General features: G+C 63.9%; 23 protein-coding genes and 1 other RNA gene. 12 read left to right on the top strand and 12 right to left on the bottom strand.

Annotation, left to right across the window (positions count from 1 at the left end; genetic code table 11):
- The first annotated feature begins 108 nt into the window (after positions 1–108).
- The 3 genes from ffs (at position 109) to recR (ending at position 4,126) form a co-directional block, all read left to right on the top strand.
- Positions 109–205, top strand: an RNA gene (ffs, locus tag OIT41_RS01805) — signal recognition particle sRNA small type.
- 33 nt (positions 206–238) lie between these two features.
- Positions 239–3,355 carry a DNA polymerase III subunit gamma and tau gene (locus OIT41_RS01800; RefSeq protein ID WP_264637278.1) on the top strand — a complete coding sequence of 1,039 codons (3,117 nt, stop codon included), beginning with the start codon at positions 239–241 and terminating at the stop codon, positions 3,353–3,355.
- 171 nt (positions 3,356–3,526) lie between these two features.
- On the top strand, positions 3,527–4,126 hold the full coding sequence (gene recR, locus OIT41_RS01795) for a recombination mediator RecR (RefSeq protein WP_028265726.1): 600 nt from the start codon (positions 3,527–3,529) through the stop codon (positions 4,124–4,126).
- Positions 4,127–4,162: 36 nt separating this feature from the next.
- On the opposite strand, the gene OIT41_RS01790 is transcribed toward recR, so the two are convergent.
- Both OIT41_RS01790 and OIT41_RS01785 read right to left on the bottom strand, forming a co-directional pair.
- Positions 4,163–5,344, bottom strand: a complete 1,182-nt coding sequence (locus tag OIT41_RS01790; protein ID WP_264637277.1) for an ABC transporter permease — start codon at positions 5,342–5,344, stop codon at positions 4,163–4,165.
- Positions 5,341–6,297 carry an ABC transporter ATP-binding protein gene (locus OIT41_RS01785; RefSeq protein ID WP_264637276.1) on the bottom strand — a complete coding sequence of 319 codons (957 nt, stop codon included), beginning with the start codon at positions 6,295–6,297 and terminating at the stop codon, positions 5,341–5,343. Before OIT41_RS01785 ends, OIT41_RS01790 begins: the two co-directional genes overlap by 4 nt.
- Positions 6,298–6,548: 251 nt before the next feature.
- Between OIT41_RS01785 and OIT41_RS01780 the strand changes: the two genes are divergently transcribed.
- On the top strand, positions 6,549–7,895 hold the full coding sequence (locus OIT41_RS01780; RefSeq protein ID WP_078106752.1) for an aspartate kinase: 1,347 nt from the start codon (positions 6,549–6,551) through the stop codon (positions 7,893–7,895).
- Between the two features lie 125 nt (positions 7,896–8,020).
- Here OIT41_RS01780 and OIT41_RS01775 read toward each other — a convergent pair whose 3' ends face one another.
- Together OIT41_RS01775 and OIT41_RS01770 are read right to left on the bottom strand one after the other, a co-directional pair.
- Complete coding sequence (locus tag OIT41_RS01775; RefSeq protein ID WP_264637275.1) at positions 8,021–8,200, bottom strand: hypothetical protein; 180 nt, start codon at positions 8,198–8,200, stop codon at positions 8,021–8,023.
- Between the two features lie 147 nt (positions 8,201–8,347).
- Positions 8,348–8,557: a hypothetical protein gene (locus OIT41_RS01770; RefSeq protein ID WP_241710118.1), complete on the bottom strand. Its 210-nt coding sequence runs from the start codon at positions 8,555–8,557 to the stop codon at positions 8,348–8,350.
- Between the two features lie 124 nt (positions 8,558–8,681).
- On the opposite strand from OIT41_RS01770, the gene OIT41_RS01765 reads away from it, so the two are divergent.
- From OIT41_RS01765 to OIT41_RS01750, 4 genes are read left to right on the top strand one after another with little or no spacing between them, the layout of a single operon-like run.
- Complete coding sequence (locus OIT41_RS01765; RefSeq protein ID WP_241710119.1) at positions 8,682–9,185, top strand: MarR family winged helix-turn-helix transcriptional regulator; 504 nt, start codon at positions 8,682–8,684, stop codon at positions 9,183–9,185.
- A gap of 16 nt (positions 9,186–9,201) precedes the next feature.
- Complete coding sequence (locus tag OIT41_RS01760) at positions 9,202–9,771, top strand: SSI family serine proteinase inhibitor (protein WP_264637274.1); 570 nt, start codon at positions 9,202–9,204, stop codon at positions 9,769–9,771.
- Positions 9,758–10,711 carry a 3-methyladenine DNA glycosylase gene (locus OIT41_RS01755; RefSeq protein WP_264637273.1) on the top strand — a complete coding sequence of 318 codons (954 nt, stop codon included), beginning with the start codon at positions 9,758–9,760 and terminating at the stop codon, positions 10,709–10,711. The genes OIT41_RS01760 and OIT41_RS01755 overlap by 14 nt, the downstream gene beginning before the upstream one ends.
- The gene (locus tag OIT41_RS01750) at positions 10,708–11,079 is read left to right on the top strand and encodes a serine protease inhibitor (protein ID WP_241710122.1); all 372 of its coding nucleotides are present in this window, start codon (positions 10,708–10,710) and stop codon (positions 11,077–11,079) included. Before OIT41_RS01755 ends, OIT41_RS01750 begins: the two co-directional genes overlap by 4 nt.
- Before the next feature lie 272 nt (positions 11,080–11,351).
- On the opposite strand, the gene OIT41_RS01745 is transcribed toward OIT41_RS01750, so the two are convergent.
- Positions 11,352–14,525 carry a S8 family serine peptidase gene (locus OIT41_RS01745; protein ID WP_413542299.1) on the bottom strand — a complete coding sequence of 1,058 codons (3,174 nt, stop codon included), beginning with the start codon at positions 14,523–14,525 and terminating at the stop codon, positions 11,352–11,354.
- Positions 14,526–14,980: 455 nt separating this feature from the next.
- On the bottom strand, positions 14,981–15,166 hold the full coding sequence (locus OIT41_RS01740) for a hypothetical protein (protein ID WP_078106759.1): 186 nt from the start codon (positions 15,164–15,166) through the stop codon (positions 14,981–14,983).
- Positions 15,167–15,494: 328 nt separating this feature from the next.
- Between OIT41_RS01740 and purS the strand changes: the two genes are divergently transcribed.
- The 3 genes from purS to purL are packed head-to-tail and all read left to right on the top strand — an operon-like array spanning position 15,495 to position 18,818.
- Positions 15,495–15,746 (top strand): phosphoribosylformylglycinamidine synthase subunit PurS, encoded by a 252-nt coding sequence (gene purS / locus OIT41_RS01735; protein WP_028265707.1) that lies wholly within the window; start codon positions 15,495–15,497, stop codon positions 15,744–15,746.
- A 1-nt stretch (position 15,747) separates the two neighbouring features.
- A complete protein-coding gene (purQ, locus tag OIT41_RS01730) occupies positions 15,748–16,503 on the top strand; it encodes a phosphoribosylformylglycinamidine synthase subunit PurQ (protein WP_264637271.1) in 756 nt (251 codons plus the stop codon).
- Positions 16,500–18,818: a phosphoribosylformylglycinamidine synthase subunit PurL gene (purL, locus tag OIT41_RS01725; RefSeq protein ID WP_078106761.1), complete on the top strand. Its 2,319-nt coding sequence runs from the start codon at positions 16,500–16,502 to the stop codon at positions 18,816–18,818. The genes purQ and purL overlap by 4 nt, the downstream gene beginning before the upstream one ends.
- A gap of 59 nt (positions 18,819–18,877) precedes the next feature.
- Here purL and OIT41_RS01720 read toward each other — a convergent pair whose 3' ends face one another.
- Together OIT41_RS01720 and OIT41_RS01715 are read right to left on the bottom strand one after the other, a co-directional pair.
- Positions 18,878–19,507 (bottom strand): hypothetical protein, encoded by a 630-nt coding sequence (locus OIT41_RS01720; RefSeq protein ID WP_264637270.1) that lies wholly within the window; start codon positions 19,505–19,507, stop codon positions 18,878–18,880.
- Positions 19,508–19,631: 124 nt separating this feature from the next.
- Entirely contained in the window at positions 19,632–19,925 is a 294-nt protein-coding gene (locus tag OIT41_RS01715; RefSeq protein WP_241707357.1) for a DUF503 domain-containing protein, read from the bottom strand.
- 81 nt (positions 19,926–20,006) lie between these two features.
- On the opposite strand from OIT41_RS01715, the gene OIT41_RS01710 reads away from it, so the two are divergent.
- Complete coding sequence (locus OIT41_RS01710; protein WP_241707356.1) at positions 20,007–20,864, top strand: DUF1206 domain-containing protein; 858 nt, start codon at positions 20,007–20,009, stop codon at positions 20,862–20,864.
- Between the two features lie 96 nt (positions 20,865–20,960).
- Here the strand turns inward: OIT41_RS01710 and OIT41_RS01705 are convergent, their stop codons facing one another.
- From OIT41_RS01705 to OIT41_RS01690, 4 genes are all read right to left on the bottom strand, one after another.
- On the bottom strand, positions 20,961–21,854 hold the full coding sequence (locus tag OIT41_RS01705) for a carbohydrate ABC transporter permease (protein ID WP_078106765.1): 894 nt from the start codon (positions 21,852–21,854) through the stop codon (positions 20,961–20,963).
- Positions 21,854–22,879: a carbohydrate ABC transporter permease gene (locus tag OIT41_RS01700; RefSeq protein WP_241707355.1), complete on the bottom strand. Its 1,026-nt coding sequence runs from the start codon at positions 22,877–22,879 to the stop codon at positions 21,854–21,856. Before OIT41_RS01700 ends, OIT41_RS01705 begins: the two co-directional genes overlap by 1 nt.
- Positions 22,876–24,285, bottom strand: a complete 1,410-nt coding sequence (gene ngcE, locus OIT41_RS01695) for an N-acetylglucosamine/diacetylchitobiose ABC transporter substrate-binding protein (RefSeq protein ID WP_264637269.1) — start codon at positions 24,283–24,285, stop codon at positions 22,876–22,878. Before ngcE ends, OIT41_RS01700 begins: the two co-directional genes overlap by 4 nt.
- 210 nt (positions 24,286–24,495) lie before the next feature.
- Positions 24,496–25,125, bottom strand: a complete 630-nt coding sequence (locus tag OIT41_RS01690; RefSeq protein ID WP_264637268.1) for a hypothetical protein — start codon at positions 25,123–25,125, stop codon at positions 24,496–24,498.
- Positions 25,126–25,165: the final 40 nt, after the last annotated feature.

The following is a 25,165-nucleotide window of genomic DNA, read 5'->3' as shown; positions in this document are numbered from 1 at the left end:
CATGTCCATTGGAACCTCCGAGCGCCGAAGGGACATGTCCATTTCCCGGCTCCCGCAAGGCACATGTCCGCAGATTCGGAGGGCTCGATAACTTCGGGTAAGCTTGTCGTCGGCCCCTCATGTGGCGTCATCCTGTTGAACTCCCCCAGGACCGGAAGGTAGCAAGGGTAGATGGGCTCTGGCGGGTGCATGAGGGGTCTCTTATTTAAATGTCAGTCCCTATAGGTAGGTTTCCCCTGTGACTGTTACCACTGCTCTTTACCGCAGATATCGCCCCGATTCTTTCGCGGACGTTATCGGGCAGGAACACGTCACCGAGCCGCTCATGACGGCCCTGCGCAAGAACCGGGTCAACCACGCCTACCTCTTCTCCGGCCCCCGCGGTTGCGGAAAAACCACGTCCGCCCGCATCCTCGCCCGCTGCCTCAATTGCGCCGAAGGCCCTACGGACACTCCTTGCGGCAAATGCAACAGCTGCGTCGAGCTGGCCCGCGGTGGCTCCGGCTCGCTCGACGTCATCGAGATCGACGCCGCCAGCCACGGCGGCGTGGACGACGCCCGCGATCTCCGCGAACGCGCCACTTTCGCCCCGGTCCGGGACCGCTACAAGATCTTCATCATTGACGAAGCCCACATGGTCACCTCCGCCGGCTTCAACGCGCTGCTGAAAATCGTCGAAGAGCCGCCGGAGCACATCAAATTCATCTTCGCCACCACTGAGCCGGACAAGGTCATCGGGACCATCCGCTCCCGCACACACCACTATCCCTTCCGGCTGGTACCGCCCGAGCCCCTGATGCAGTACCTCGAGCTTCTCTGCCAACAGGAAAACGTGCCCGTGGCTCCCGGCGTGCTCTCGCTCGTCATCCGGGCCGGCGGCGGTTCCGTGCGCGATTCGCTTTCCGTATTGGACCAGTTGATGGCCGGCGCCGGTCCCAACGGCCTGGACTACGAGCTCGCCGTCGCACTACTCGGTTATACGCACGCTTCTCTGCTCGACGACGTGGTGGAAGCAATCGCCGCATCCGATTCCGCCACTGTCTTCCGGGCCGTGGACCGTGTCATCCAAACCGGACACGATCCCCGACGCTTCGTCGAGGACCTGCTGGAGCGGTTCCGCGACCTCATCATTGTCCAAGCCATGCCGGAAAGCGCCCAAGCCATCCTCCGCGGCATGCCGGCGGACCAGATCGCCCGCATGCGGAGCCAGGCCAACAACCTCGGTGCCGCTGAGCTTTCCCGTGCCGCCGATGTCACTAACACCGCACTCACTGAGATGACCGGCGCCACCTCGCCACGGCTGCATCTCGAACTGCTCTGCGCCCGGATCCTGCTGCCCAGTTCCGAGCAGACCGAACGTGGCATCGCCGCCCGGATCGACCGCGTCGAACGCCGCCTCAACTACGGCGAGTCGTTTCCTCCCGCGGCAGCCCAGACTCCGCCTGAAGCTGCTGCAGCGCCTTCCACTTCCGCCGCGCCAACTGCCCGCCCGGCTGATCACCCGATGGAACGCCCGACGGCGGACGCCAGTCCCGCTCCCGCCTCGCCGGCGCTCCACTCACCAATGCCTCGGGCAGCCTCGACCAGGCCCGCCGACGTCGCTGAGGCACCGGTTCCCGGCCATGAACCTGCACCTGCAACCGGGGAACCGTCCCGGGAACAACTGACACCGCCGAGAGTGTCCACTACCGACTGGCCCGTGGATGAAACGCGGCAGCAGTCCAGCCGCCCTGCACCCGAACAAACGGCGCAAGCTTCTGCGGCACTGCCCGTTGCCCCTGCGCCATCGGCTCAACCAGTGGCAAATCAGGACCAGCCCCGACCCGTGGCGGCAGCAGCTCCAACCCCGGCACCCCAACAAACGCCCGCACCTGCCCAGGCTTCGGCGCCTGCGCCCGCGGAACAGTCAGTACCCGGGGCGCCGTCGCCGACCGCACAACAGCCAGCATCCGCACCGGCCGCGCGGCCCGCTACGGGTGGCGCCGATGTAGAAGTCATCCGGCGGGCTTGGCCCGAAATCCTCCAAACGCTCACCAAGATCAAGCGCAGCAGCTGGGCCTTGGTCGGAGCGAACGCGCAGGTGGCACAATTCGACGGCCATCTTCTGACCTTGGCATTCGGCACGGACGGACTTGCGAGCGCCTTCAGCCGCGCAGACCATGCCGAGAACCTTCGCCAAGCCATCCACAAGACGATCGGCATCGACTGCCAGATCACGTCAATCGTCGGCGGCAACAGCTCAGGTAGCTCTGAACCAAACCCAAAAGCACCGGCTGACCCGGCGCCCCCTGCCGGGGGTGGCGCCTCTCCCACGGCGTCCTCCGCTGTGGATACCGCATGGGGACTTGCCCCTGCGGCGCAAAGCCATGCCGCCCTGGAAGCAGACCAGCCCGATGCCGCCACCGTACCGCCGGCACTAGCCCGCACGGCACCAACCCCAACGCCTCCAACCCACACGGCCCCGGCACCGGCGGAGCACGTTCAGCCCGCCTCGGAAGTTGCGGAGGCTCCGGCCCCGGCGAATGCCATGGCATCGCCGGCCGCAGCAGCTGCGTCGTCCGCGGCAGCACCGGCAGAACCGGTTGCTGACTTTTCCTATTCGGACGATGACTGGGGTCCCCCTCGGGACGAGGACGCTCCGCCGCTGGACGAAGAACCGCCCATGGATTGGGAACCGTCGGCTCCTTCGGGCTTCACTTCCACGGCTGGCGCCGCCGCCCTGGCCCCGACCGCATCGCCACTGGGCGACGCCTCGGCGTCGAACGCCCCAGCCTCCGCCGGTTCTGCCCCCGCGAACGAGCGCTCCACCAAAGCATCTCCGGAGCCGAAGTCCAATGCCTCGGAAGATCCGTGGTCCAGGGCCGTCGAGCACGCGCCCGGCTCGTGGGTGGTCGGCGCCGAATCCAACGTTGGTTCCGCGGCTTCGGGCACCTCTGCCGACTCCGACCGTCCGAGCACGTCCTCCGCGCCGGCTACGTCCAGTCCCGTCTATGAACCTGCCGCCGCGCAGATTCCACACCAGCCACAAGCCTCGGCGCCCGCACTAACCCCGGCGCCTGCCGCTGCACCTGCCCCCGCGACTACGCCTGCCCCAGCGCCAGCAACAGTTTCGGCGCCTTCGGGGACCGGGAAGCAGAGCCTGTACCAACGGCTTTCCAACAGCCCGGAAGCCATGGCTGGACGCGAGAAAGCACCGGCGCGGGCTGCCGTCGCTCCCGGCAGCGTGGTGGAAGACATCCCGAGTGCGGACGACGAAACGATCGAGGAGTCGGGAGTCTTTGGACGGGCCGCCGTCGAGCGTATTCTGGGCGGGAAGCTACTGGAAGAACGGTCGCTGGATAGCATGCGCCGCTAACAAGCCGCTGGAAACCGGACGCCGTAACCACACCCTGCGCGGGGCCGCACGGACTTCGGCGGGAAACCTCCTGGAACCCCGCGAGGGCCCACAGGCGCCGCAAAATGGTGCCACCAAACCGAGACGCCAGCCGAACAGGAACGGCGTCCACACCGAATGAACGAGGACATTGTGTACGAAGGCGCAGTACAAGAGCTGATCGACGAGCTCGGCCGGCTCCCTGGCGTCGGGCCGAAATCGGCGCAGCGTCTGGCCTTCCACATCCTTGAGGCCGATCCCGAGGACATGAAGCGGCTGGTCGCGGCCATCACCACAGTCAAGGAACGGGTGAAGTTCTGTACTGTCTGCGGCAACGTCACCGAGCAGGAGCTGTGCAACATCTGCCGCGATCCGCGCCGCGACCCCTCGGTGATCTGCGTGGTGGAAGAATCCAAGGACGTCCTGGCGGTGGAACGGACGCGGTCCTTCCGCGGCCGGTACCATGTCCTCGGCGGCGCCATCAATCCCATTGCCGGCATCGGGCCCGAGCAACTCCGCATCCGCGAGCTTCTGACCCGGCTCAACGACGGCGCCATCCAGGAAATCATCATCGCGACAGACCCCAACCTCGAAGGCGAAGCGACGGCGACCTATTTGGCCCGCATGCTGAAGTCGATCGGCATCACCGTCACCAGGCTTGCTTCCGGCCTCCCTGTGGGCGGAGACCTGGAGTACGCGGACGAAGTTACCCTCGGAAGGGCCTTCGAGGGTCGCCGCAACGCCCTCATGTAGGCAGCACGCCGATCGCGAACCGGCGACCCGCCCGGTTTAAGCGATCCGCGTCCCGTTGGCCAAGCGGCTGGCGGGCGTCCGCAGCGAACGCCAGCCGAGCCACATGAGCAGACCTGTCAGGAGCACTTGCAGGCCGAGTCCCAGGGGCCACAAGGGCGTCGACTGCTTGAGGTACTGCGGCTGCTGCACGCCGTTGGCACAGGTGAAGGTGTGGTCCGGGCCGGCGAGCGCGGACCTGGCACCCTGGCTGATGCCCTCGATCATGCCGACCGAGTAGAACGCCGATCCGCTCCGGTCCGGATACGGAATGGCGTCGGCCACCACCACATAGGGATTCAACGCGAGCATCCATGCCACGCGATCGGTCCGGACGGCCGAATGCTCCACCAGGGGACCCTCGCAAGTGTAGCCCGGCTGCACCGCTTCAGTCGGCTGCCCTTGTTGATCCGGCTGCACTGGAACATATGACAACGGACGGCCAACGGGAGTATTGGCCAACACCGTACCCTGCGCCAATTGAGCCCCCAGCGCGAACGAAATCAACGATCCGACCACCAGCGCGGCAACCACCAAGTAGGTCACCACGATCGAGAACAAGGGGCGCCCCGCGAGCGCAGAAATCCCCACTCCGATCCCGCAGACAACGGCAAGTTCCACCGCGAGCATCAGCAAGGAAACCACCACGTGCCCCGGAGTCAGCCCGCCTTGGAACATGCCGAAGACAAGGAACGGGGCGCTTGTCGCCAGGAAGGCGAGCGCCGCGAGCCATCCCGCACAGAACTTGCCCCACAGAATCTGGCCCGGGGTCAGCAAGGTGATCTGCAGGATGGCGAGCGTGCCCCCGGCCCGGTCTCCGTTGATGGCATTGGCGGACAGCGCCGGTGCCACGAGCAGGGCAAACAGGAGCACAAAAGCCAGCACGACCTCGAAGATCATGGACCCCGCCCCGTCCTGCGGGGCCAGCGCCGATGGCGGGATCGTGGAGCGACGCGCTTCCATGCTGGCGTTCCAAGCGAGCCAGGTCAGCCACGTGACCATCGCGACGACAAAGAACCAGATGCCCACCATGATGTACCAGCCGCGGGAGCGCAAGCGTTGTTTCATCTCCAGGACCACCACGTCGCGTATCCCGCCAAGATAGCCGACGACGGCGTTCCAGCCTCCCGTAGCTCCCTGCGGTCCCGCCGGGCCCGGCATGGTTTCAGTCACGTCGCTCATGGCCTCTCCGTATCCAGGTTCATGTACGTCTCTTCCAAGGCACCGGCTGCGGGGGCGAAGGAAACCACGCCGACGCCGGACCGGACGAGTTCGCCCAAGAGGGCGGCAGCGCCGTCGTCGTGCGTCAACAGCAAAGTGACCGAGGGGCGGCGGCCCGCTTCCACCCGGTATTCCAGCCCGAGTTCGCTGAGCTTTGCGGTAAGGGCCGCGTTGTCGAGGGCTGTGATCGCGTAGCGCCGGCCTTGCAGGGCAGCCTCCTCGAGGGTCTGCTGTTTCACGGTGCGGCCTTGGCTGACGAACACCGCTCCGTCCGCGATTTCATCGAGCTCACTGAGCACGTGGGAGGAAACCACCACGGCCTTCCCTTCCCCGGCCAGGCGGCGCAGCAGGGTTCGGAGCTCCACCCGGGATCCCGGATCGAGGCCGGACGCAGGCTCGTCGAGCAGAAGCACAGAGGGGTCGTGGATGAGGGCCCTGGCCAGGCTGAGCCTTTGTTGCTGGCCCCTGGAGAGGACGCGGGCGGGCTGGTCGGCTAGCCCATCCAGCCGGACAAGTTCGAGCAAGCCGGAAACGCGGTGCACGATGCCGGCCTTGGGCAGGCGGTAGAACCGCGCCATCTGGACCAGGATTTCGCGCGCGGTCAAGGACTCCCACACCCCCAGGGTGTCCGGCATCCAACCGATCTGAAGCCGAGCGGCGGCGCTGTCCAGGAGAGGGTCAAGGCCGTTGATCCTGATGGTTCCGGAGTCCGGCCGCAGGAGCGATGCAAGCATGAGAAGGAGCGTCGTTTTGCCTGCCCCGTTGGGTCCGATGAGCGCCGTGACCTTCCCGGCCGGCGCGTGGAAATCGATGTGCTCTACTGCGTGGACCGTGCCGAAGCGGCGTGCGACGCCTTCCGCGGATACGCCGAGGGCGCCGCTGCCCGGGACGATTGAACTTTCAGCTATGGACATGCCCTACTCACCTGTTTCCCCCAAACAGAACAAGTACGCTTCAATTCCCGTGAGCCCACATGCCCCCAGGCTGCGTATTTCTTGATCGTACGCCACGCCGAAACCGCCCCGCATGCGCCCGAGGGCCGAGATTTGGTCACAATTCCCCCGCCCGCCGCGGCCGGCGATAAACTGGCCACATAAGCCACGTAGCCGTGCCGCTACCTGGCCACGCAACGTACGATCCCCAATTGAGCAGTGAGGGTGCGCGCATGAGTTTGCCCACGACCGAAGTGAAAACCGAAGACTTGACCGCGCAGACTGCCAAGACCAAGCAGCTGATCGTGCAGAAGTTCGGTGGCTCCTCGGTGTCCGATGCAGAAGGCATCAAGCGTGTTGCCCGTCGTGTGGTTGACGCCCAAAAGGCCGGCAATGAAGTTGTTGTGGTGGTTTCCGCCATGGGAGACACCACGGACGAACTCCTGGATCTCGCCGCCCAAGTCACCGATTCCGCACCCGCGCGCGAGATGGACATGCTCCTCTCCGCGGGCGAGCGCATCTCCATGGCCCTGCTCGCCATGGCCATCAACAAGTTCGGCGCGTCCGCCCAGTCGTTCACCGGATCGCAGGCCGGCATGATCACGGACGGCATCCACGGCAAGGCCCGCATTATCGACGTCGACCCCCATCGCATCCGAACTGCATTGGACAAGGGTCACGTGGCAATCGTGGCCGGCTTCCAGGGCATGACCCGGAGCACCAGGGAGATCACCACGCTTGGCCGAGGCGGATCGGATACCACTGCCGTGGCGCTTGCCGCCGCCCTCGAAGCGGATGTCTGCGAAATCTACACGGACGTCGACGGCATCTACACGGCGGACCCGCGCGTGGTCTCCACGGCCACGAAGATCGACCGTATCTCCAGCGAGGAAATGCTGGAATTGGCAGCTTCCGGCGCCAAGATCCTGCACTTGCGCTGCGTGGAATACGCCCGCCGATTTGGCGTGCCCCTGCACGTCCGGTCCTCATTCAGCCAGAACGAAGGCACCTGGGTCCTTCCCAGCGCCGACGACAAGATCACGATTCAAGAGGGAGTTGCCTTGGAGCAGCCAATCATCTCCGGCGTTGCACACGATCGTTCAGAAGCCAAGGTCACCGTGGTCGGCGTCCCGGACATCCCCGGCAAGGCGGCCGCAATTTTCCAGGTCATCGCCAAGGCACACTCGAACATCGACATGATCGTCCAGAACGTGTCCACGCACGGTACCGGCCGCACGGACATTTCCTTCACCCTGCCGATCGTGGAAGGCGCCGACGCGCTGACGGCCCTCCGTGCCGCGCAGCCTGAAATCGGCTTCGAAAGCATCGAATACAACGAGAACGTCGGCAAGCTTTCGCTGATCGGCGCCGGCATGCGTTCGCACCCCGGCGTCTCCGCCACCTTTTTCAAGGCGCTCTCCGACGCGGGCATCAACATCAACATGATTTCCACCTCGGAGATCCGCATCTCCGTGGTCACGCACGCCGATCTGCTGGATGACGCCGTGCGCGCCATCCACAAGGCGTTCGATCTCGACGGCGACGCCGAGGCAACCGTCTACGGCGGCACCGGCCGCTAGCCGGCCCCGGACGGGAACGCACCGCCGGGCGCCCGCCGTCGGGAATTGAAGTACTTAACGTGAAAGAACCGGAGCCTACGCTCCGGTTCTTTTGCTTCCCCGCGGCGTGGAGCCGCAAAAGGGCTTCAGGCGGTTTCCTTGCGGATTCCGTAGTGGCGGCCTTGGTCGTCTGTTTCGACGACGAAATGCCCCAGGTCTTCTTCCGACGCCGTCTCGAAGTCGTCATGCTTGTGGACTACGGGCGCATCAATGTCGCCCCGGGCTGCCGGGCCGAACCAGAAGCGCAGTCGATCTGTGACCTTCATAAAGCTATCGAGTGCATGTCCCACAATTCCCACCTCCTTCCCCGCTGCGAGGTCCAGCCGTGCGGTTGGAGCTGAGTGGTTCCAGTGAGGCCAATTTTACGCCCGCAAGCCATAAAAGGCCCGGGCGGTCGTCCATCGAGGTGGGGGCTAGCGAAGGGACTTGTCGTCCGGGTTCTTGGGGACCACATAGGTGCTGCCGTCCGGCCTGCGGATGGTCTCCCATTGCTGCGCTTCGGCCTGGCGCCGCACGAGGAGGCGCTTGTTCTCCTCGGTCATTTCATGATCCAGGGAACTGCTGTGCGCCGGCCCGAAAATGACCCGCAGCTTGCCGGTTGCGCGCATGAATCTCTGGGTCATGGTCTCTTTGGCCACGTGGTCTACCCTCTCTCAAAAGGATGCTGTCGTTTAAGAGTACACTAACAATTAGTGCACTAACTATCGACCGGAACAGCCCGGTCGCCCACACGGAACGGAGTCCGCCATGGCTGCCGCAGGCACACCCCTTGCCCCCGAAACCACTGCCCCGCCTGAAGATGACCTCTTGCTTGAGCGTCAGTTGTGCTTCGCCCTGACGGTGGCGTCGCGGAGCGTGGTGGGCGTCTACAAGCCGGTGCTTGAAAAAATGGGGCTGACTCATCCGCAGTACCTTGTGATGCTGGCCCTCTGGGAACGCAGCCCGCGCACGCTCAAGGACATCAGCGAAGCTCTCCTGCACGAGCCAGCCACCCTTTCGCCCATCCTGCGGCGACTCGAGGAAGCAGGATTCGTGACCCGCAACCGCATCCACGGAAACGAAAGGGCCCTCGCCATTGCCTTGACCGACGCCGGCGCCGCCCTCAGGCAACAGGCGACGGCCGTGCCTGGAACCATCATGGAGCGGCTTCAACTCACGCGGGCCGAAGTAGCCGAACTGCACCGGGCAATGACCGGGCTCATCGCAGCCACGCAACACCATGCGGCCGGCACGGGCGATAAACTGGCATAAATCAAGGAGATCCCCCATGCGCCTGCGAATAGCCCGGTCCGTGTTGGCCGTCCTCGCCGCCGCTGGCCTTGCCGCCTGCACGCCGAGTCCCGGAGGCAACCCGCCCAGCACCTCGGCGCCCGGCAGCAGCACATCGTCCCCGCCGTCGAGCAGCCCCACAGGACTTTTACCTGACGAAACGGCGTCTCCCAGCGGCAAACCGACCCCTTCGTTCTCCCCCACCGCGCCCAGCTCATCCGGCCGCGGGGAAGCCGAACTTTCCATCATCGTCAGGCTCTCCCCCACGGCAGCCCCTGAAAGCTACACACTCGTCTGCACCGGCGGCGTCCCCGCCGCTGAAAGCCACCACCCCACCGCAGCCGCAGCGTGCGCTGCGCTGAAGAAAAACCCCGCCCTCCTCGCGCGCACGCCGCGCCCCAGCGACCAAGTCTGCGACCAGCGCTACGGCGGACCCCAGACGGCAATAGTCACCGGCGCCGTTGACGGAGTGGGCGTCGAGTCCGCCTACAAACTGACGGACGGCTGCGAAATCTCCGCCTGGGCCGCTGTCGCCGACATTCTGGGTTCAAGCGGTGCCGGAGCTTAAATGCCAGCACCTCGCGCAAGAGAAATGGCTCGCGCTGCAGGCTGCCCACCACGAACGCGTTGACCGCTACGCCAAGCCATACTTGGCCCGTCGCTCCGCCGGCCAGAAGCATCCGGTCGAAGACTTCCTCTTCACCTACTACACCCAGAAGCCCGGCCAGCTGCTGCGCTGGCACCCGGGTGACGGCGTCGTCCTCTCCGGCCCCAAGGCGGCCGAGCGGGCCGGGTGGAAGTATTACCAAGTGCTCGACGACGGCGCGTTGGCGTCCGCGGGACTGCCCGCCGGTACCGTGGCGGTCACCTTCGACCGCAGCCGGTTCGTGGCCGACCGCACCGAGGCCCTTCGCTTCGCCGGCATCATCCTCGCCGGAACCGTTGCGCGGCCCGCCCAGTTTGGTTGCTTCGGGCTGCACGAGTGGGCCATGGTCTACCGCCAGGACAAGTTCGACCTCCGTCACGAATACCTCAAGCTGCGGCTCGGCTCCGAGGGCACGGACACCGTAGTCGAGGACAACCGGATCCGGTGCTCCCACTTCGACGCCTTCCGTTTCTACACTCCTGACGCCACCCCGCTCAACGAACTCACCCCGACGCGGGACAACCAGCGCACCATGGAGCAACCCGGCTGCCTGCACGCCAATATGGACCTCTACAAATGGGCGTACAAACTGACGCCGGCACTGCCGAGCGAACTGGTGATGGACTGTTTCGAGCTGTCCTGGCGGATCCGGGCCATGGACATGCAGGCGTCCCCCTACGACCTTGAAGAGTGGGGGTATCCGGCCATCAGGATCGAGACACCGCAGGGCAAGGCCGAGTACGTTGAGTATCAGAGGGCATTCGCCGCCGAGGCCCAGGCGCTCCGGGCCCGGGTCCTCGACGAAGTGCAGCCGCTCTTGGAACTCCTCGTACCACCACCGTCTCACGAAGGACAGCAATGACTTCAAGCACTGGAAAGTACGACGTCGAACTCACCGTCACGCTGACAGAGGCACCAGGCGCCGTTGACTACGAGTTCGTCCTGCTCGGCTCGGGCGGCGAAGTTTCCGAAGGCTCGACCCTTCCGGACTCCCGTGCGGCGCTTGCCGCCGTCGAGCAATTCGGTGAAGAGATCTTCTTTCCGGTTCCCCGCCCGGACCGGATTTGCACCCAACAATACGGCGGCCCGCAGGTGGCGACGGTCACGGGCCGGTTCCATGGGCGCGAGGTCAGCAGCCGCTTCAGCCGGACGGACGGCTGCGAGATCGCCCGCTGGCGAACCATGGCCGCACTCCTCGGCGGCGTGGCGGGCTCTACGGGAAACATCTAACCCAACGCCCGCTCACATATAACCCCTCCCCAGCCAACGCCCGCTCACATATAACCCCTCCCCAGCCAACGCCCGCTCACATGATCTGCAAGAGGTTCCACCCTTTAGCGACATACGTGAGCGGGCGTCGGCCACAAGGGCCATAAAGGTGAGCGAGCGTCCACGAATTTTGCCCTATACGTGAGCGGGCGTCCGCGGGAAGACAAGAAAGCGGCCGGCGGGATATCCCGCCGGCCGCTGCCTTGTTTATCTGCCAGACCGTCAATGCCGCACTACAGCGCGTTGTTTGACTGGTCGTCCCCTTCGTTCTGGAGTTTGCCCTTGCCGTGCTGGCCTTCTTTGTCATCATTCGGCACCACGGACACGCTGCCGTTTGCCGAGACGAGGACCGACACAAAGGTCGGCGAGCTGGTGCCGGCAAATGTGAGTCGACCGATGTAGGAGCCCGGTGTGAGCTTGCTCCACGCGAAGGTGAGCTTCCCGGATTTGCCGTTCTTCATCTTGATCGGGTTGGGCGTGACCGTGGCGTTGCCTTGGTTTGCGCCCAGGATCGCGGCATCAACACTGGCCTTGGTGGGCCGGTTGTTGGGGCTGGCATACAAGTTCGCGATGATCGTGTATGTCCCGGGCTCCGGGTTGTCGAGCGAGAGGGACTCACTGGCACTCGGTGTCGCTGCCGTGAACAACTGACCCGAGGGCGACAGAACATACAGATCGAAATCCGCCGTGGGATCCGAGGAGATCACCGAGAACTTCGCGAACGCCGTTCCGGCGGGAACCGTGGCGGACTTGACGAAGTTCGAGGCATCGTTCGCCACATTCACTGGACCGGGAACCAATTCCGCCGGCGAGGAGTCGGCCTTGGAGAGGCCGTCAACGGTCACGGCCGTCGGAGAGTCGGAACCGGAGACGATGTTGATGTCCGCGGATCCGCTCGCCTGCTGGGACGTGAAGGCGACGCTCTTGGAAGCCAGCACCGACTGCGGACGAACCGCGATCGGCGAGACCACCGACTTGTTGGCGCCTTCCCATTTCAACGATCCCATCGCGAAGGTACCCAGCGCCGCGCTCTTGTTCTCGAACGTCACCTTGAAGGTCTTCTTCTGGCCGACCTCATTGAAGTTCAGCACGGACGGAGTGACCTTGACGTCAACACCGGGCACATTGACCGTGGCCCGGTACAGTCCCGGAGTCAGGGCCGTGACGGTGCGGGTGACCTCGATCTTGCCCGCGAGGTTGCCCAGGGCGAACGATGGAAGGTTCATGTCGCGCGGCAAGGTAGAGCCGAGTCCCGGCATGCCGAGATCCACGCCGGTACCCTGGATGAACTTCAGGTAGTCCTCGGTTCCGGCATCGTAGACCAGCCCCGGTTCCAGCACGCTGGCAGGGTTCATCTCTCCGGCGCCGGTGGCGAAGACGTCCGTGTTCTTGGTTCCGTCGGCCAGCTTGACGTCACTCGCCGTGGTCATCATGGCCGACTTGACCGTCGCCGGTGACCAATCGGGGTTCTTCGCCATGATCAAGGCTCCGAAACCTGCGATGTGCGGGGAGGCCATGGACGTCCCGGACATGAATCCGTACTCATCGCCGTTGCTGCCGATGGGCGAAACTCCGGCCAGCACGGCAACGCCGGGAGCCGAAACGTCCGGCTTGAGCAAATCCGAATCGGTGGCGAGGAGCGGGCCGCGGGAGGAGAAGCCGGCGATCTGCGGCTGAGCCTCGAGCGGAAGCCCGGTGGTGTCGTGGTCAACCAGGGAAACAGTAATCGCGGGGTTGGCGGCGACCTTGTCCTTGATGGCCTGCGAGTCCGGCGGGTTCACGTGGACTGTGGGCACTGCGTGCTTGTCCGTGTCCAGCGACGAGGTGGTGAGGTTGACGAGGATCATGCCCACACCCCCACCGCGGAGGACCTCGGCGCTCTTGGCGACGCGGTCAACCACCCCGCGGTCACACACCACTACCTTGCCGACGATTTTCGCAGGGTCCAGGGACCCGGGCGCACAGAGCGCCGCGTTGCCGGTACCTGAGGCGGCGTTTGCGGCGAGCACGACGCCGGCCCCGTTCACCTGGTGATTCATGATGCTGGCTCCGCGGTACTTGCTGCCGTCGGAGAATTCGACGGTTCCCTGGAGCGCCTGGGAGAACGAAGTAGCCGCAACGGTGGTCATCCAGGGTGCGCCGTGGTTGACGGTGCTGGCCTGGGGTCCCGAGTTTCCGGCGGACGCGGCCACAAAAATGCCGGCGGACGCAGCCGAGAGGAACGCCAGCGAGACCGGGTCGGTGGTGGTGTCAGTGGCACCGGAAATGGAGTAATTCAGGACGTCCACGCCGTCGGCAATAGCCTGGTCAATGGCCGCGATGGCCGCGGAACTGTAGCAGCCACCCGAATTGGGGTCGGTGTCTTCCCAGCAGACCTTGTAGATCGAGAGCTTGGCAGCTGGTGCCACGCCGCTCGTCTTGCCGAAGCTGCGGCCATCCACGAACGTTTCCACCCCGGAGTTTCCTGCCGCGGTGCTGGCCGTGTGCGTACCGTGGCTCGCGACGTCGATGGGTGAGATCTGTTCCTGGGGTGCCCGTTGGGCCGGCGGAACGGACTGCAGGAAGGCATCTGCGAAGTAGTGGGCGCTGAGGACCTTGGAATTGCACGCGGTGCCGTCGAAGGCCGCTCCAGTGTCGGTGCCTTTCTGGCACTCGCCCACAAACGTGTCTCCGTTGGCCTTCAGCATGGCGATCTTGCCGTCACTGGTGCGGTACGGGACGCCTACCTGGGGGTTTCCGACCAACGGCTGGACGGGATCGCCGGCGAAGAACTTGCTTGTGGGCGTGTAGCCGGTGTCGATGACGCCCACCACAGTGCCCTTTCCGGCCTGGTCCTGGCCGCCGAACTGGGTGTTCCAGAGCCCGTTCGGTCCGCTGAGGTTGAGGAAATCGGTGGTGGAGTAGTCAGGAGCTGACTGGGTGTCCGGGGCCACGAGGAGAACTTCGGGGTTCTTCGCGAGATTGACGGCCTGGTTCGCGGTCAGGGTGGCGCTGAAGCCGTTGATGGCTGTGGTGTAGTCGCGGTTGATGCTCACGCTCTGCTGCTTGGCCACGTCCTGCTGCTTCTGCTGCAAGTGGGCCTGGTACTGCTTCACTTCGGCCTTGCTTACATCCAGTTTCTTTCCCGCTTGCGGCTTGGTGGGCACATAGCCGGGCGTTCCGCCGTCGTACGTGGCCGCTGGCTTCTCTGCCAGCACCACTACGTAGCGTCCATCATGATAAGACTTGGGGTCGACATTCCGGGCAACCCCCGCACCCGTTGATCCGAAGACCGTTGAACCGGAAGCGGGCGCAGCTTGAGCGGGTGTCAAAGCCACCGAGGAGAGCAGAACCGGTAATCCGACGGCTAGTGCCGCAGCTTTTCGAAGCCCCCCGCTTCCAATGAAGCTCTTTCCTTGTGAATTCACGAGTGATTGCACCTTTCCGGGCGATCGTGGCGGTCATGTCAAGATCAATCAACTACGGACGGACACTGATTGACAGTTCTTGTAATCAGGTAAAGCCCAGCCGATTCATAGAGTACAGAGCGATAGCTGAATATTACATAGGACACATTTCACGTTTTTTATCATGTCATTCGGCATCAGAATACATCCGCACGCAGGAGCGGGCACGCCCCCTTCGGGAGGGACGTGCCCGCTGTGCGGATATTCAGATATTAAGACGAAGGCGGACTGAAAAGAGCCTTAAGCGTGTTGGTACGTCAAGCAATCAGCCGCTTCGGCGCCGGGGCCGGTCCGGGCATTGCGGGCTTCGCACATGCAATTCCAAGCTCCTCCCGAATACGCGCCTTCAACCCGGCTGATTAGCGCATTTGCGCGTGCCCTATTGCGCTCCACCGGGCCTCAGCGCGCAAGCCGCCCTAAGAATGGGTCCCCCTCAACGCATCGCTGATTTTGGCCCTTGCCGAGGCATCCGGCGGGACGGAAATGCGGTTTTCCCGGGCAGCCCGGTCTGCCATGATCCTTTGGAAAACCATCCTCCCCAGGCCGGCAAAAACAGCGGCAAGGACCACGGGCAAAACCATCGACTTAGCGTTCTCGGCCATGCCGCAATCCTAGTGACGCAAACCACCCCCGGCCAGAGCCGCCGCCGGGCAGTGAAAACGCCCGACTACGGCGGGCTGCCGCCGCGGATTGGCGCGTACCTTTTGCCTGGTTGCCACCTCTTCACCGATCTCCCGCAAATAGGGTATGTAGCGATGTGGCCGGTAGAATGGGCATGCAAGCTCGCGGAGCGCCCCCCTTATTCCGTAAGACACTGCCCCGGACATTGTTGCTGAACACTGTTTGGGCGCAGTCCCGGCGTGAGACGGCACCACTCCGCGGCAGCCTTTAACCAAGGTTTAACCAACGCTCACGCACAGGAGTTACCGGATGCCCCGGATCGTCGTCGACGTCATGCCCAAGCCCGAGATTCTGGACCCTCAGGGGAAGGCCATCGTGGGCGCACTGCCCCGCCTCGGCTTCACCAGCTTTAGCGCAGTCCGCCAGGGCAAGCGCTTCGAACTGACCGTCGATGGCGAGGTGACCGATGCCATCCTCGCCCAGGCCCGCGAGGCAGCCGAGACCCTGCTGTCCAACCCGGTGATCGAAGACGTCGTCAACGTCGAGGTCGTCGAGGCCTGACATGACTGAACTTCCTTTGATCGGCGGAGCCCCTGTGGCCGTCGAACCCCATTTGGTCGGGGCCAAGATCGGCGTCGTCACCTTCCCCGGCACCCTTGACGACCGCGACGCCGCCCGTGCGGTCCGTCTCGCAGGCGGCACCGCCGTCGCGCTCTGGCATGCCGACACGCACCTGGCCGACGTGGACGCCGTCGTCATCCCGGGCGGTTTCTCCTACGGCGACTACCTGCGCGCCGGCGCGATTTCGCGCTTCGCTCCGCTGATGTCCCGCATCATCGATGCTGCCAACAGCGACGCCAAGCTGCCTGTCCTGGGTATTTGCAACGGTTTCCAGATCCTGACCGAGTCGCACCTGCTCCCGGGTTCCATGATCAAGAACGACCACTTGAAGTTCTTGTGCCGCGACCAGGTGCTGCGCGTGGAGAACAACAACACCCTGTGGACCTCGGACTATGAGGCCGGCGAGGAAATCACGGTTCCGCTGAAGAACCAGGATGGCCAGTACATCGCTGACGACAAGACCCTGGACGCCCTCGAGGCCGAAGGCCGCGTCGTGTTCCGCTATGTCGGCTGGAACCCGAACGGTTCACGCCGCGACATCGCCGGCATCAGCAACGCCGCCGGCAACGTGGTGGGCCTCATGCCGCACCCGGAGCACGCGGTGGAACCCGGATTCGGTCCGGAATCCAATGCCGGCACGGATGGCTTGGGCTTCTTCACGTCCGTCCTGAACAAGATCGTGGGAGGCGCACAGTGACTACCTCAGCTGAAACCGTCGGCAAGAAGTTCAACATCGACACAGTCGAGAACGCGGCCAAGACGCCGGACACCGAGCTTCCCTGGGCCGAGCTCGGCCTGAAGCAAAACGAGTTCGACGAGGTCGTCAAGGTCCTGGGCCGTCGCCCCACCGGCGCCGAACTCGCCATGTACTCCGTCATGTGGAGCGAGCACTGCTCGTACAAATCCTCGAAGAACCACCTGCGCCAGTTCGGCGAAAAGGTGACCGAGGAGATGAAGAAGGACATGCTCGTGGGCATCGGCGAAAACGCCGGCGTCACCAATCTGGGCGACGGCTGGGCCGTGACGTTCAAGATCGAGTCCCACAACTCGCCGTCGTTCGTGGAGCCCTACCAGGGCGCCGCAACCGGCATCGGCGGCATTGTCCGCGACATCATCTCCATGGGCGCCCGCCCGGTTGCCGTGATGGATCCGCTGCGTTTCGGCGCCATCGACCACCCGGACACCGCCCGCGTCATGCATGGTGCCGTTGCCGGCATCGGCGGCTACGGCAACTCGCTTGGCCTGCCGAACATCGGCGGCGAAATGGTGTTCGACTCCGTGTACCAGGGCAACCCGCTGGTCAATGCGCTGGCAGTCGGCGTGATGCGTCACGAAGACATCCGCCTTGCCAACGCCTCCGGCAAGGGCAACAAGGTGGTCCTGTTCGGTGCGCGCACCGGCGGCGACGGCATTGGCGGCGCCTCGGTGCTGGCCTCGGAGTCCTTCGACGACACCAAGCCTTCCAAGCGCCCCGCCGTCCAGGTAGGCGACCCCTTCGCTGAAAAGGTGCTCATCGAGTGCTGCCTGGAGCTCTTCAAGGGCTCGCTGGTTGAGGGTATCCAGGACCTCGGCGCGGCCGGTATCTCCTGCGCCACGTCCGAGCTCGCTTCCAACGGCGACGGCGGCATGCAGGTTGAGCTGACCTCGGTGCTGCTCCGCGACCCCACCCTGACCCCGGGCGAAATCCTGATGTCCGAGTCGCAGGAACGCATGATGGCCGTTGTCACGCCCGAGAACATCGCCGCGTTCGAAGCGGTCATGGACAAGTGGGCTGTGGAGTACTCCTGGTTGGGCGAGGTGACCGACACCGGACGCCTCATCATTACGTGGGAAGGCGAAGTCATTGTCGACGTCGACCCGCGCACCGTTGCCCACGACGGTCCGGTCTACGACCGCCCGTTTGCCCGCCCTTCATGGCAGGATTCCGTGCAGGCCGATACCTTCACGGGCTCCGTGCAGGACGCCGGCCGCCCCTCCACCTCCGGGGAACTGGCTGCGGCCGTCACCGAGCTCATTGCTTCGCCGAACATGTGCAGCAAGGCCTGGATCACCAAGCAGTACGACCGCTACGTCGGCGGCAACACCGCCATGGCGTTCCCGGACGACGCCGGAGTGGTCCGCGTGGACGAGGAAACCGGCCTTGGCGTGGCCCTGGCCACCGACGCCAACGGCCGCTACACCTACCTCGACCCGTACCACGGTGCACAGCTGGCACTGGCCGAGGCGTACCGCAACGTCGCCACCTCCGGCGCCGTACCGATGGCCGTCAGCGACTGCCTGAACTTCGGTTCCCCCGAGGATCCGGACGTCATGTGGCAGCTGGCCGAGTCCATCCGTGGCCTGTCCGACGCGTGCATGGAGCTGGGCGTCCCGGTCACCGGCGGCAACGTCTCGCTCTACAACCAGACCGGTACCGTGCCCATCCACCCCTCCCCCGTAGTTGCAGTGCTGGGCAAGCTCGACGACGTCGCCCGCCGCACGCCGTCGGGTTGGAAGGAAGACGGCCAGGCCATCTACCTGCTGGGCACCACGGCCGCGGAACTGGACGGTTCGGAATGGTCCAACCTGCGCGGACACCTCGGCGGTTTGCCGCCTAAGGTTGACCTTTCCATCGAGCGCCAGCTCGGCGAGATCCTCATCAACGCTTCGCGCGACGGCATGATCGACGCCGCGCACGACCTCTCCGAGGGTGGCCTTGCCGCGGCGCTGGTGGAGTCCGCGTTGCGCTACGGCGTCGGCGCCCGGATTGCGCTGGACGAACTCATGGAGCGCGACGGCGTGGACCTGTTCACCGCGTTGTTCTCCGAGTCCCAAGGCCGGGCCATCGTGTCCGTTCCCCGCTCCGAGGAAATCCGTTTCAAGGACATGTGCACCGCCCGCGGCTTCGCCCACCTCCGGATCGGCGTCGTCGACGCTGCCGGCGGCAAGCTGGAGATCAACGGCGTGGACGAGCTCTCCTTGGACGCTCTCAACGAAGCCCACGAGGCCACGCTGCCGAAGTACTTCGGCTAACGCCCCGGCCTCACCTTCGATTGCTCCGTAACTGCCGTTTTGACCATTCAGAACGGCAGTTACGTGGGGCCACGCCGGCGAGGGCCCCGGCCTGAGCTTGCGAAGGCTGGGAGCCGGTGGGGAGCAATCGTTTTTAAGAACGGGTTGACAATCATCCGCTGAAGATCCGCGAGGGTGGACAACGGCGTGTCTCTTCCTTCGAATTCAACCCGCGGCCTCCGCACACAGCTGTCCCCCATGACCACCAATTCGTCCACGGTCAGCATCTCGGCCATGTCCAGCCAAGTGCGCTCCAAGGTGGTGACAGCGACGCCGTCAACCATAGTGACCTCGTCCTCATGGAGCTTCATGCGGTGGACGACGATGTGTGGACGGTTGAGGTGTGCTGCACCCTCCGGTCTAATCACGTGGAACATCTGTGTTGGCTCCTTCTGGCGACGCCGCGGCAGATCAAGAAGCTCTGCCGCCGTGAGGTGGGATGCGGCGCATCGCTCATTGACCTCGACGAAAGGGCGTACGCGGACGCACAAGGGGAGTTCCGCCGTCGGGCGCTCCGAACGGATCCCCTTGCCGAGCCTGTTCAGGGACCCGTGCCGCAGACGCCTGGTACTGACACCCTCCCGGGCCGCCTCGGCGATAGTGAACGGCCGTGTCTCAAGGCTCACGGGGAGGCGACGCGGGGTTTTCATGGCCCCATCAGAACAGAAAAGAGTCCAGCCCCGCAGAAGTTATCCACAGCCTCCATCGATTGCTCCAGAACGGTCGTTTTGGGCCTTCAAAACGACCGTTGCTCAGCAATCGATGCAAAAGGAGTCAGTCTTCGCTGTGGAGGTCCCGGCGTCGGGCGCTGAGGAGTTCCAGTTCGGGGCGCGCGGCGACGAAGCGCTCGACGGCGTCGAGCACCTCCACGAGATGAGCCCGGTCTGCTGCCACGGCGCCTGCGCCGATGAGGGCACGGCGATGCTGGTCCAAGTGTCCGGTCTCCGCGGCGGAGACTTCGAATCTCCTTTTCAGCTCGGCGATCACCGGGCGCACGAGGGAACGTTTCTCCTTCAGGCTGTGTACCTCGCCGAGGAGGATGTCGAACTCGATCCACGCGATCCACATGCGCCCATCGTATCCAGTAGTCGCGCTCCCTCCCGCTTCGGAGCCCACGGTGGCAAGATAAGGGCAGACCAAAGGAGCTCCATGGGCACGGACGATCACACGAACAAAGCCGGCAACGCAGTATCCCGGGGCGCAGATTCGGTGGGCGACGCGGTAGACGACGCCAAGGATTCACGGACGGTCCGGGTAGTGGCGCGGGCCGGATTCGTGGCCCTAGGGCTGATACACCTCCTGATCGGAATCATCGCGTTGGGTATCGCGCTCGGCTCATCCGGCCAAGCCGACCAAAGCGGAGCTGTCGGCCAGATGGCCGGAACGCCCGGTGGCATCGTCCTTTTGTGGGCGGGACTAGTGGCCTGCGGTGTCCTCGCGCTCTATATGGCGAGCGACGCCGTGATGGGGTGGAGCGGGGGTGGCAGTTCGAAGCCGTGGATGAATCGGCTCAAGGCAGCCGGGCAGGCCATCGTCTTCGCTGTGGCCGCGGTGACCTTCGGCAGTTTTGCGCTCAGCCATCCAAGCAGCAGCAGCGAGAAATCCCGCTCGACCAGTGCGGACCTCATGTCCAGCACTCCCGGTACTGTCCTCCTGGTGATCATCGGGGTGGCATTGCTGGCAGCCGCGGGCACCTACGTCTTCCTGGGGATCACCCGCAAGTACGAAAAGAACCTGAGGGGGAAACCGTCGGGACTTCTGGGAGACGCGTTCACGGTGCTGGGCGTGGTGGGCTATTGCGCGAAAGGGGTGGCGCTCGGCGCCGTCGGATTGCTCATCCTGATCGCCACGGCCGCGCACGACCCCTCTCAACAGGGCGGCCTCGATTCGGCCCTCAAGGCCTTCCTGAAGCAACCCTTCGGCGCATGGGTGCTGGTGTTCGTGAGCCTCGGACTCATGGCTTACGGGATCTTCTCTTTGTTCCGCTCCCGTTACCAGCGGATCTGACGGCGGCCTCACCTTCGAGTGATGGACAGAAGCGCCCGACGGCGGCCCTCACCTATGGTGGGAACCGCCGTCGGGCGCTTATTTAGCCGGGTTGTGCTACTTGGAGGTGCCTTGAGAGACCGAACCCTGCAGCTGGCGCTGGAAGATGATGTAGACGATCAGCACCGGAACCACCGTGACCGTGACAGCCGCGAACAAGGCGCCGAAGTCCACGGCATAACCCATCTGGCCGGCGAAGGCAGCCAGTCCCTGGGACAGCACGCGCGGCCCGGCAGCGTTGATCGCCACCGGAATCAGGAACTGGTTCCACAGGCCCAGGAAGTTGAAGATGGCCACGGAAGCGAGTCCTGGCTTGGCCATCGGCAGCATGACCTGGAAGAACGTCCGCCACTCGCCTGCTCCGTCCAAGGCGGCCGCCTCCGTGATTTCGTGGGGAAGCGACTTGAAGAAGGAGAAAAGGAAGAACACCGTGAACGGCAGCGCGAAGCCGACATACACCAGGATGAGGCCCGGCAAAGTGTTCAACAAACCGATGTTCCGCATGACGAAGAACAACGGCACCATGGCGAGGAAGATCGGGAAGGTGAGCCCTGCCAGCATGAGGTAGTAGATCGCCTTGCTACCGAAAAAGACATAGCGTCCCAGGACATAGGCGCACATGGCGCCGAGCACCATGACGATCACCAAAGCGGACCCTACGACAATGACGGAGTTGAGGAAATAGCTCCCGATGCCGGCCTCGGTCCAAGCACGGACGTAGTTGTCGAAACGCCACTGCGAGGGCAGGGCAAACGGCGAGGCGAAGATCTCGCTCGATGTCTTGAAGGAAGACATGAAAGTCCACAGCAGTGGCAGGATCACAATGAGGGACCAGATGCTGAGGGCGGTGTGCGAAACGGCGCCCACCACCCTGTCTCCGGTGGTCAGGGCCGGCTTGCGGGGGTTGAAGTGCAAGGACTTCATGTCCTGGCTGGCAATTTTTGTCGTCATCAGAGGGACACATCCTTGTCGCCACCAGTGAGCCTGTTAACCAGGAACACGAGGCCGGAGAAGATCAGGGTGGCTACGGCGAGCACGACGCCCATGGCGCTGGCCAGGCCGAACTGGCCCTTGGTGAATGCGGTGAAGAAAAGCTGCTGGGACATCACCAAGGTGGAGTTGTCCGGTCCGCCGCCGGAGTTCAGGGCCGCCATGTAGACGAAGGCGTCCAGCGCCAGGATTCCCATATAGATGTAGGCGGTCTGGATGTTGTCCCGGATCAGCGGGATGGTGATGGACACGGCAGTGCGGAAACGCCCGGCCCCGTCAATCCTGGCCGCTTCAAACAGCTCGGCAGGTATGCCCTTGATGCCCGCGACGAACAGGACCATGTAGAAGCCGATGAAGCCCCATACGATCACGAACATCGTGGCGATCATGGCGGTGCTCTTGTCGCCGAGCCAGGCGTAGGACTTGAACTGGTCCATGCCCAGGGATGTGAGGATGCCGTTCAGGAGGCCTCCCGAAGGATCATAGATTTGACCCCACATGATGCCGATGGCGATGGCCGGGATCGTGTAGGGGAAGAAGGACACCACGCGGTAGAAGCTGGAGTTGCGCAAGCCTTTGATCTGGCCCTTGCTGCTGCCCCCCACGGTCACCAAGGTTGCCAGCACAAGGCTGAGGATGATGGTGATGATGGGCAGGAAGATGACCAACAGGATGTTGTTCCCCATGGCCTTCATGAAGACGTCATCCGCAAAGAGCTTTTGGTAGTTCTGAAGGCCGATGAAGTTTTGCTTGGGTGAGAACCCCGACCAGTCGGTCAGCGAGTAGCCGAAGGCCTGGATGAATGGCCAGATCACAAAGATGATGTAGATGGCCAGTGGTACTCCGAGGAAGACCACAAAGAAGCTGATCTTGTCGAACGTCAAGGGCTTGCGCCGCCTCTTGTTGGCGGGTGGTGCGGTTTCCGGAACGACGACGGCGGACGCGCCGTCGCCGACCCGGAGTGTTTTAGCTTTCACTGAAGTCACTTCACTTCAATCTTCGTGACCGAGCTGTCGTTGCGGACCTTGTCGGTAATTTTCTGCAGGTCCGACGTCAGGGTGGCGACGTCGGACTTTCCATCGAGGAACGTGTTCCACACAACCAGTTGGTCTTTGTTCATCCCGTAGAGGTCAACGAAGTTCCACGTGAAGATGCTCGATCCCGCATCGCTGAGCAGCTTGGTCTGGGAAACCAGGGCGGTGGAACCGAAGCCATCGGCGGGAACGGTGTCCTTGACGATGGTGGGGGCCAGCTTTGTCTTGGCAAAGTTGGTGGCAGCATCCTTGGACAGCATGACACGCAGCAGTTCCTTGCCGCCGGCCACATTTTTACCTTGGGACGGAACCACGAACGGCTCGCCGGAAGCGCTGTGCATTGCCGCATAAGGAAGCTTGGATCCCGAAGTCACGGTGGGAACAGGAACGCCAGTCATCTTGAAGCCGGACTTCGTTTGGTCCTTCATCTCGTTTTCTATCCACGAGCCGGACGGGTAGAACACGGCTTCCTGGGCGTTGCTCCACTGCGCCTGCGCCGCGGTGAACTGCGTACCCGAGCCACCCGGTTTGAAGTGGCCGGCCTTGACGATCTTGCCCAAGGCCGTGAAGACGCTTTGGATGGCCGGGTGGGACCACGCGTCCGCTTTCAGGTTTTCAAGGCCAAGGCGAACGTCATCGCCGCCTTCCTTGATGGCGGAAGCGATCGCCATTTCCTGGTAATAGGTGGCCGCTTCCTTGCCCCAGACGAACAGGTACTTGCCTTTGGCCTTGGCCTGCTCGCCGAGCGCGTACATCTCATCCCACGTCTTCGGCACGGTCCAGCCGTTGTCCTTGAGGAATGAATCCGAGTACCACATGGCGTATACCGTCAGCACGTAGTTCAGGGCCGCCAGCTTGCCATTGAAAGTGCCCGGGGCGAGTACTCCGGCGTACAGGGTGTCCTTGATGACCTTGCCTTCGAGGTTCTTGGACTCGACCACGCTCGTGAGATCTTCGAGCTGGGCGAGGATGGTGCTGAAGCCGATCGCCTTGGCGCCGGAGTTGTCGATCAGGTCCGGAGGGTTGCCGCCAACGAATCGCGGCTGCAGTTCCTGCGCGATGTCGGTGGACGGGGAAATCTTGGCGGTGGAACCCGAATGTGCGTTCTCGAAGCTCTTGCCAGCGAATTCGACGTAGTCGATTCCATAGCCGCCCTTGAAGATCACGGCGTCAACGGTGGACTTGTCTGCCATCCCGAACGGATTGGTATCTGACACGGTCCCCGTGGGACCGGTGGTTCCTCCTCCGCCACCGGCTGCGCAGGAGGCCATCGAGCCGGCCAACGGCACAAGCACGGCCGCGGCAAGCGCGCCGCGGAGGAAACCGCGGCGTGCAAAGGACTGCTGCTGAACGTTCATCCTAAAACCCTCCAGAGACTCGTAGTACCGAAACCTGACGGCGCCTCGGCCGGCAGTCGATCGGTCCGGGCACCGCCGCTGCGACGCGCCCTTCGTGTGACATACTTCACCACGAGTGATTGAAAAGCAATATTTGAGGGCAGTTTCAATCAACTTTTGTCAAAATGTGATCTGACAATCGTGCCGCCCAAGAGGGGTCATTTGGGTGTTCTAGCCCCGCAAATTCAAGGATTTTGCGCATTGGGCGACGGCCTCGCGCGCCCATTGCCGCTGTTGCTCTGTTCCTACCCGCTCAGCCCACTGTTCGGCCAGCTGGAACTCGACCATCGCCTCGGTGCGCCGCCCGTCGTCGTACATCGCCCAACCGAGGTTGTTGTGCAAAGAAACCATCCATCGTTTGGTGCGGGAATCCTCGACGGCGGAGGCGTACTCAAGCGCGCTGCGCGTCCATGATTCCTGGTGGCCGGAGTCCGCAATGGCCAGCATGTGAAGCGCGTCCACGGCGAGGAAATCTTCGCCCAGGAGGTCTCCCATCTCGGCGGCTTGCTCAAATAGCGGAACGGCCATGGCAGGGTGGCCCGCCGAGTTGAGCAGGCGGCCGCGCTCAAGGAGAATCCGCACCGCGACGGTCGGTTCCTCTTCGGCGTCGATCCCGTCCAGGAGCGCATCCGCCTCCTCGAAGCGGCCCTGCAGTCCGATGGCCCGGCCCAATTGGGTGGCGAGCTCGGCCTGTTCAAAGGCATCGTAGGCGGGATCGGTCATGGCTTCGCGGAAGCGGGCTTCCGACAGCGCAGGGTCCTCAAAATTCCACAGTTCATCGATGGTCTTTTGATCCAGCATCTGGCTCCTCCTGATTGCTTCGCGGCGATGGAAGGTGCGG

The sequence above is a fragment of the Arthrobacter sp. YA7-1 genome, assembly GCF_025960325.1.
In the GTDB taxonomy this organism is placed as follows: Bacteria; Actinomycetota; Actinomycetes; order Actinomycetales; family Micrococcaceae; genus Arthrobacter; species Arthrobacter bambusae_A.
This window is presented reverse-complemented; position numbering and strand designations above follow the sequence as displayed.

Bases quoted from the DNA above. Each gene is read 5' to 3' on its own strand.
- OIT41_RS01770 (WP_241710118.1), bottom strand. From the start codon at position 8,557: ATGACCCAGAGATTCATGCGCGCAACCGGCAAGCTGCGGGTCATTTTC.
- OIT41_RS01760 (WP_264637274.1), top strand. From the start codon at position 9,202: ATGCGCCTGCGAATAGCCCGGTCCGTGTTGGCCGTCCTCGCCGCCGCT.
- OIT41_RS01790 (WP_264637277.1), bottom strand. From the start codon at position 5,344: ATGAGCGACGTGACTGAAACCATGCCGGGCCCGGCGGGACCGCAGGGA.
- ngcE (WP_264637269.1), bottom strand. From the start codon at position 24,285: ATGAACGTTCAGCAGCAGTCCTTTGCACGCCGCGGTTTCCTCCGCGGC.
- OIT41_RS01740 (WP_078106759.1), bottom strand. From the start codon at position 15,166: ATGGCCGAGAACGCTAAGTCGATGGTTTTGCCCGTGGTCCTTGCCGCT.
- purQ (WP_264637271.1), top strand. From the start codon at position 15,748: ATGACTGAACTTCCTTTGATCGGCGGAGCCCCTGTGGCCGTCGAACCC.
- OIT41_RS01710 (WP_241707356.1), top strand. From the start codon at position 20,007: ATGGGCACGGACGATCACACGAACAAAGCCGGCAACGCAGTATCCCGG.
- purS (WP_028265707.1), top strand. From the start codon at position 15,495: ATGCCCCGGATCGTCGTCGACGTCATGCCCAAGCCCGAGATTCTGGAC.
- OIT41_RS01715 (WP_241707357.1), bottom strand. From the start codon at position 19,925: ATGTGGATCGCGTGGATCGAGTTCGACATCCTCCTCGGCGAGGTACAC.
- OIT41_RS01705 (WP_078106765.1), bottom strand. From the start codon at position 21,854: ATGACGACAAAAATTGCCAGCCAGGACATGAAGTCCTTGCACTTCAAC.
- OIT41_RS01780 (WP_078106752.1), top strand. From the start codon at position 6,549: ATGAGTTTGCCCACGACCGAAGTGAAAACCGAAGACTTGACCGCGCAG.
- OIT41_RS01720 (WP_264637270.1), bottom strand. From the start codon at position 19,507: ATGAAAACCCCGCGTCGCCTCCCCGTGAGCCTTGAGACACGGCCGTTC.
- OIT41_RS01775 (WP_264637275.1), bottom strand. From the start codon at position 8,200: ATGAAGGTCACAGATCGACTGCGCTTCTGGTTCGGCCCGGCAGCCCGG.
- OIT41_RS01690 (WP_264637268.1), bottom strand. From the start codon at position 25,125: ATGCTGGATCAAAAGACCATCGATGAACTGTGGAATTTTGAGGACCCT.
- OIT41_RS01750 (WP_241710122.1), top strand. From the start codon at position 10,708: ATGACTTCAAGCACTGGAAAGTACGACGTCGAACTCACCGTCACGCTG.
- OIT41_RS01785 (WP_264637276.1), bottom strand. From the start codon at position 6,297: ATGTCCATAGCTGAAAGTTCAATCGTCCCGGGCAGCGGCGCCCTCGGC.
- OIT41_RS01765 (WP_241710119.1), top strand. From the start codon at position 8,682: ATGGCTGCCGCAGGCACACCCCTTGCCCCCGAAACCACTGCCCCGCCT.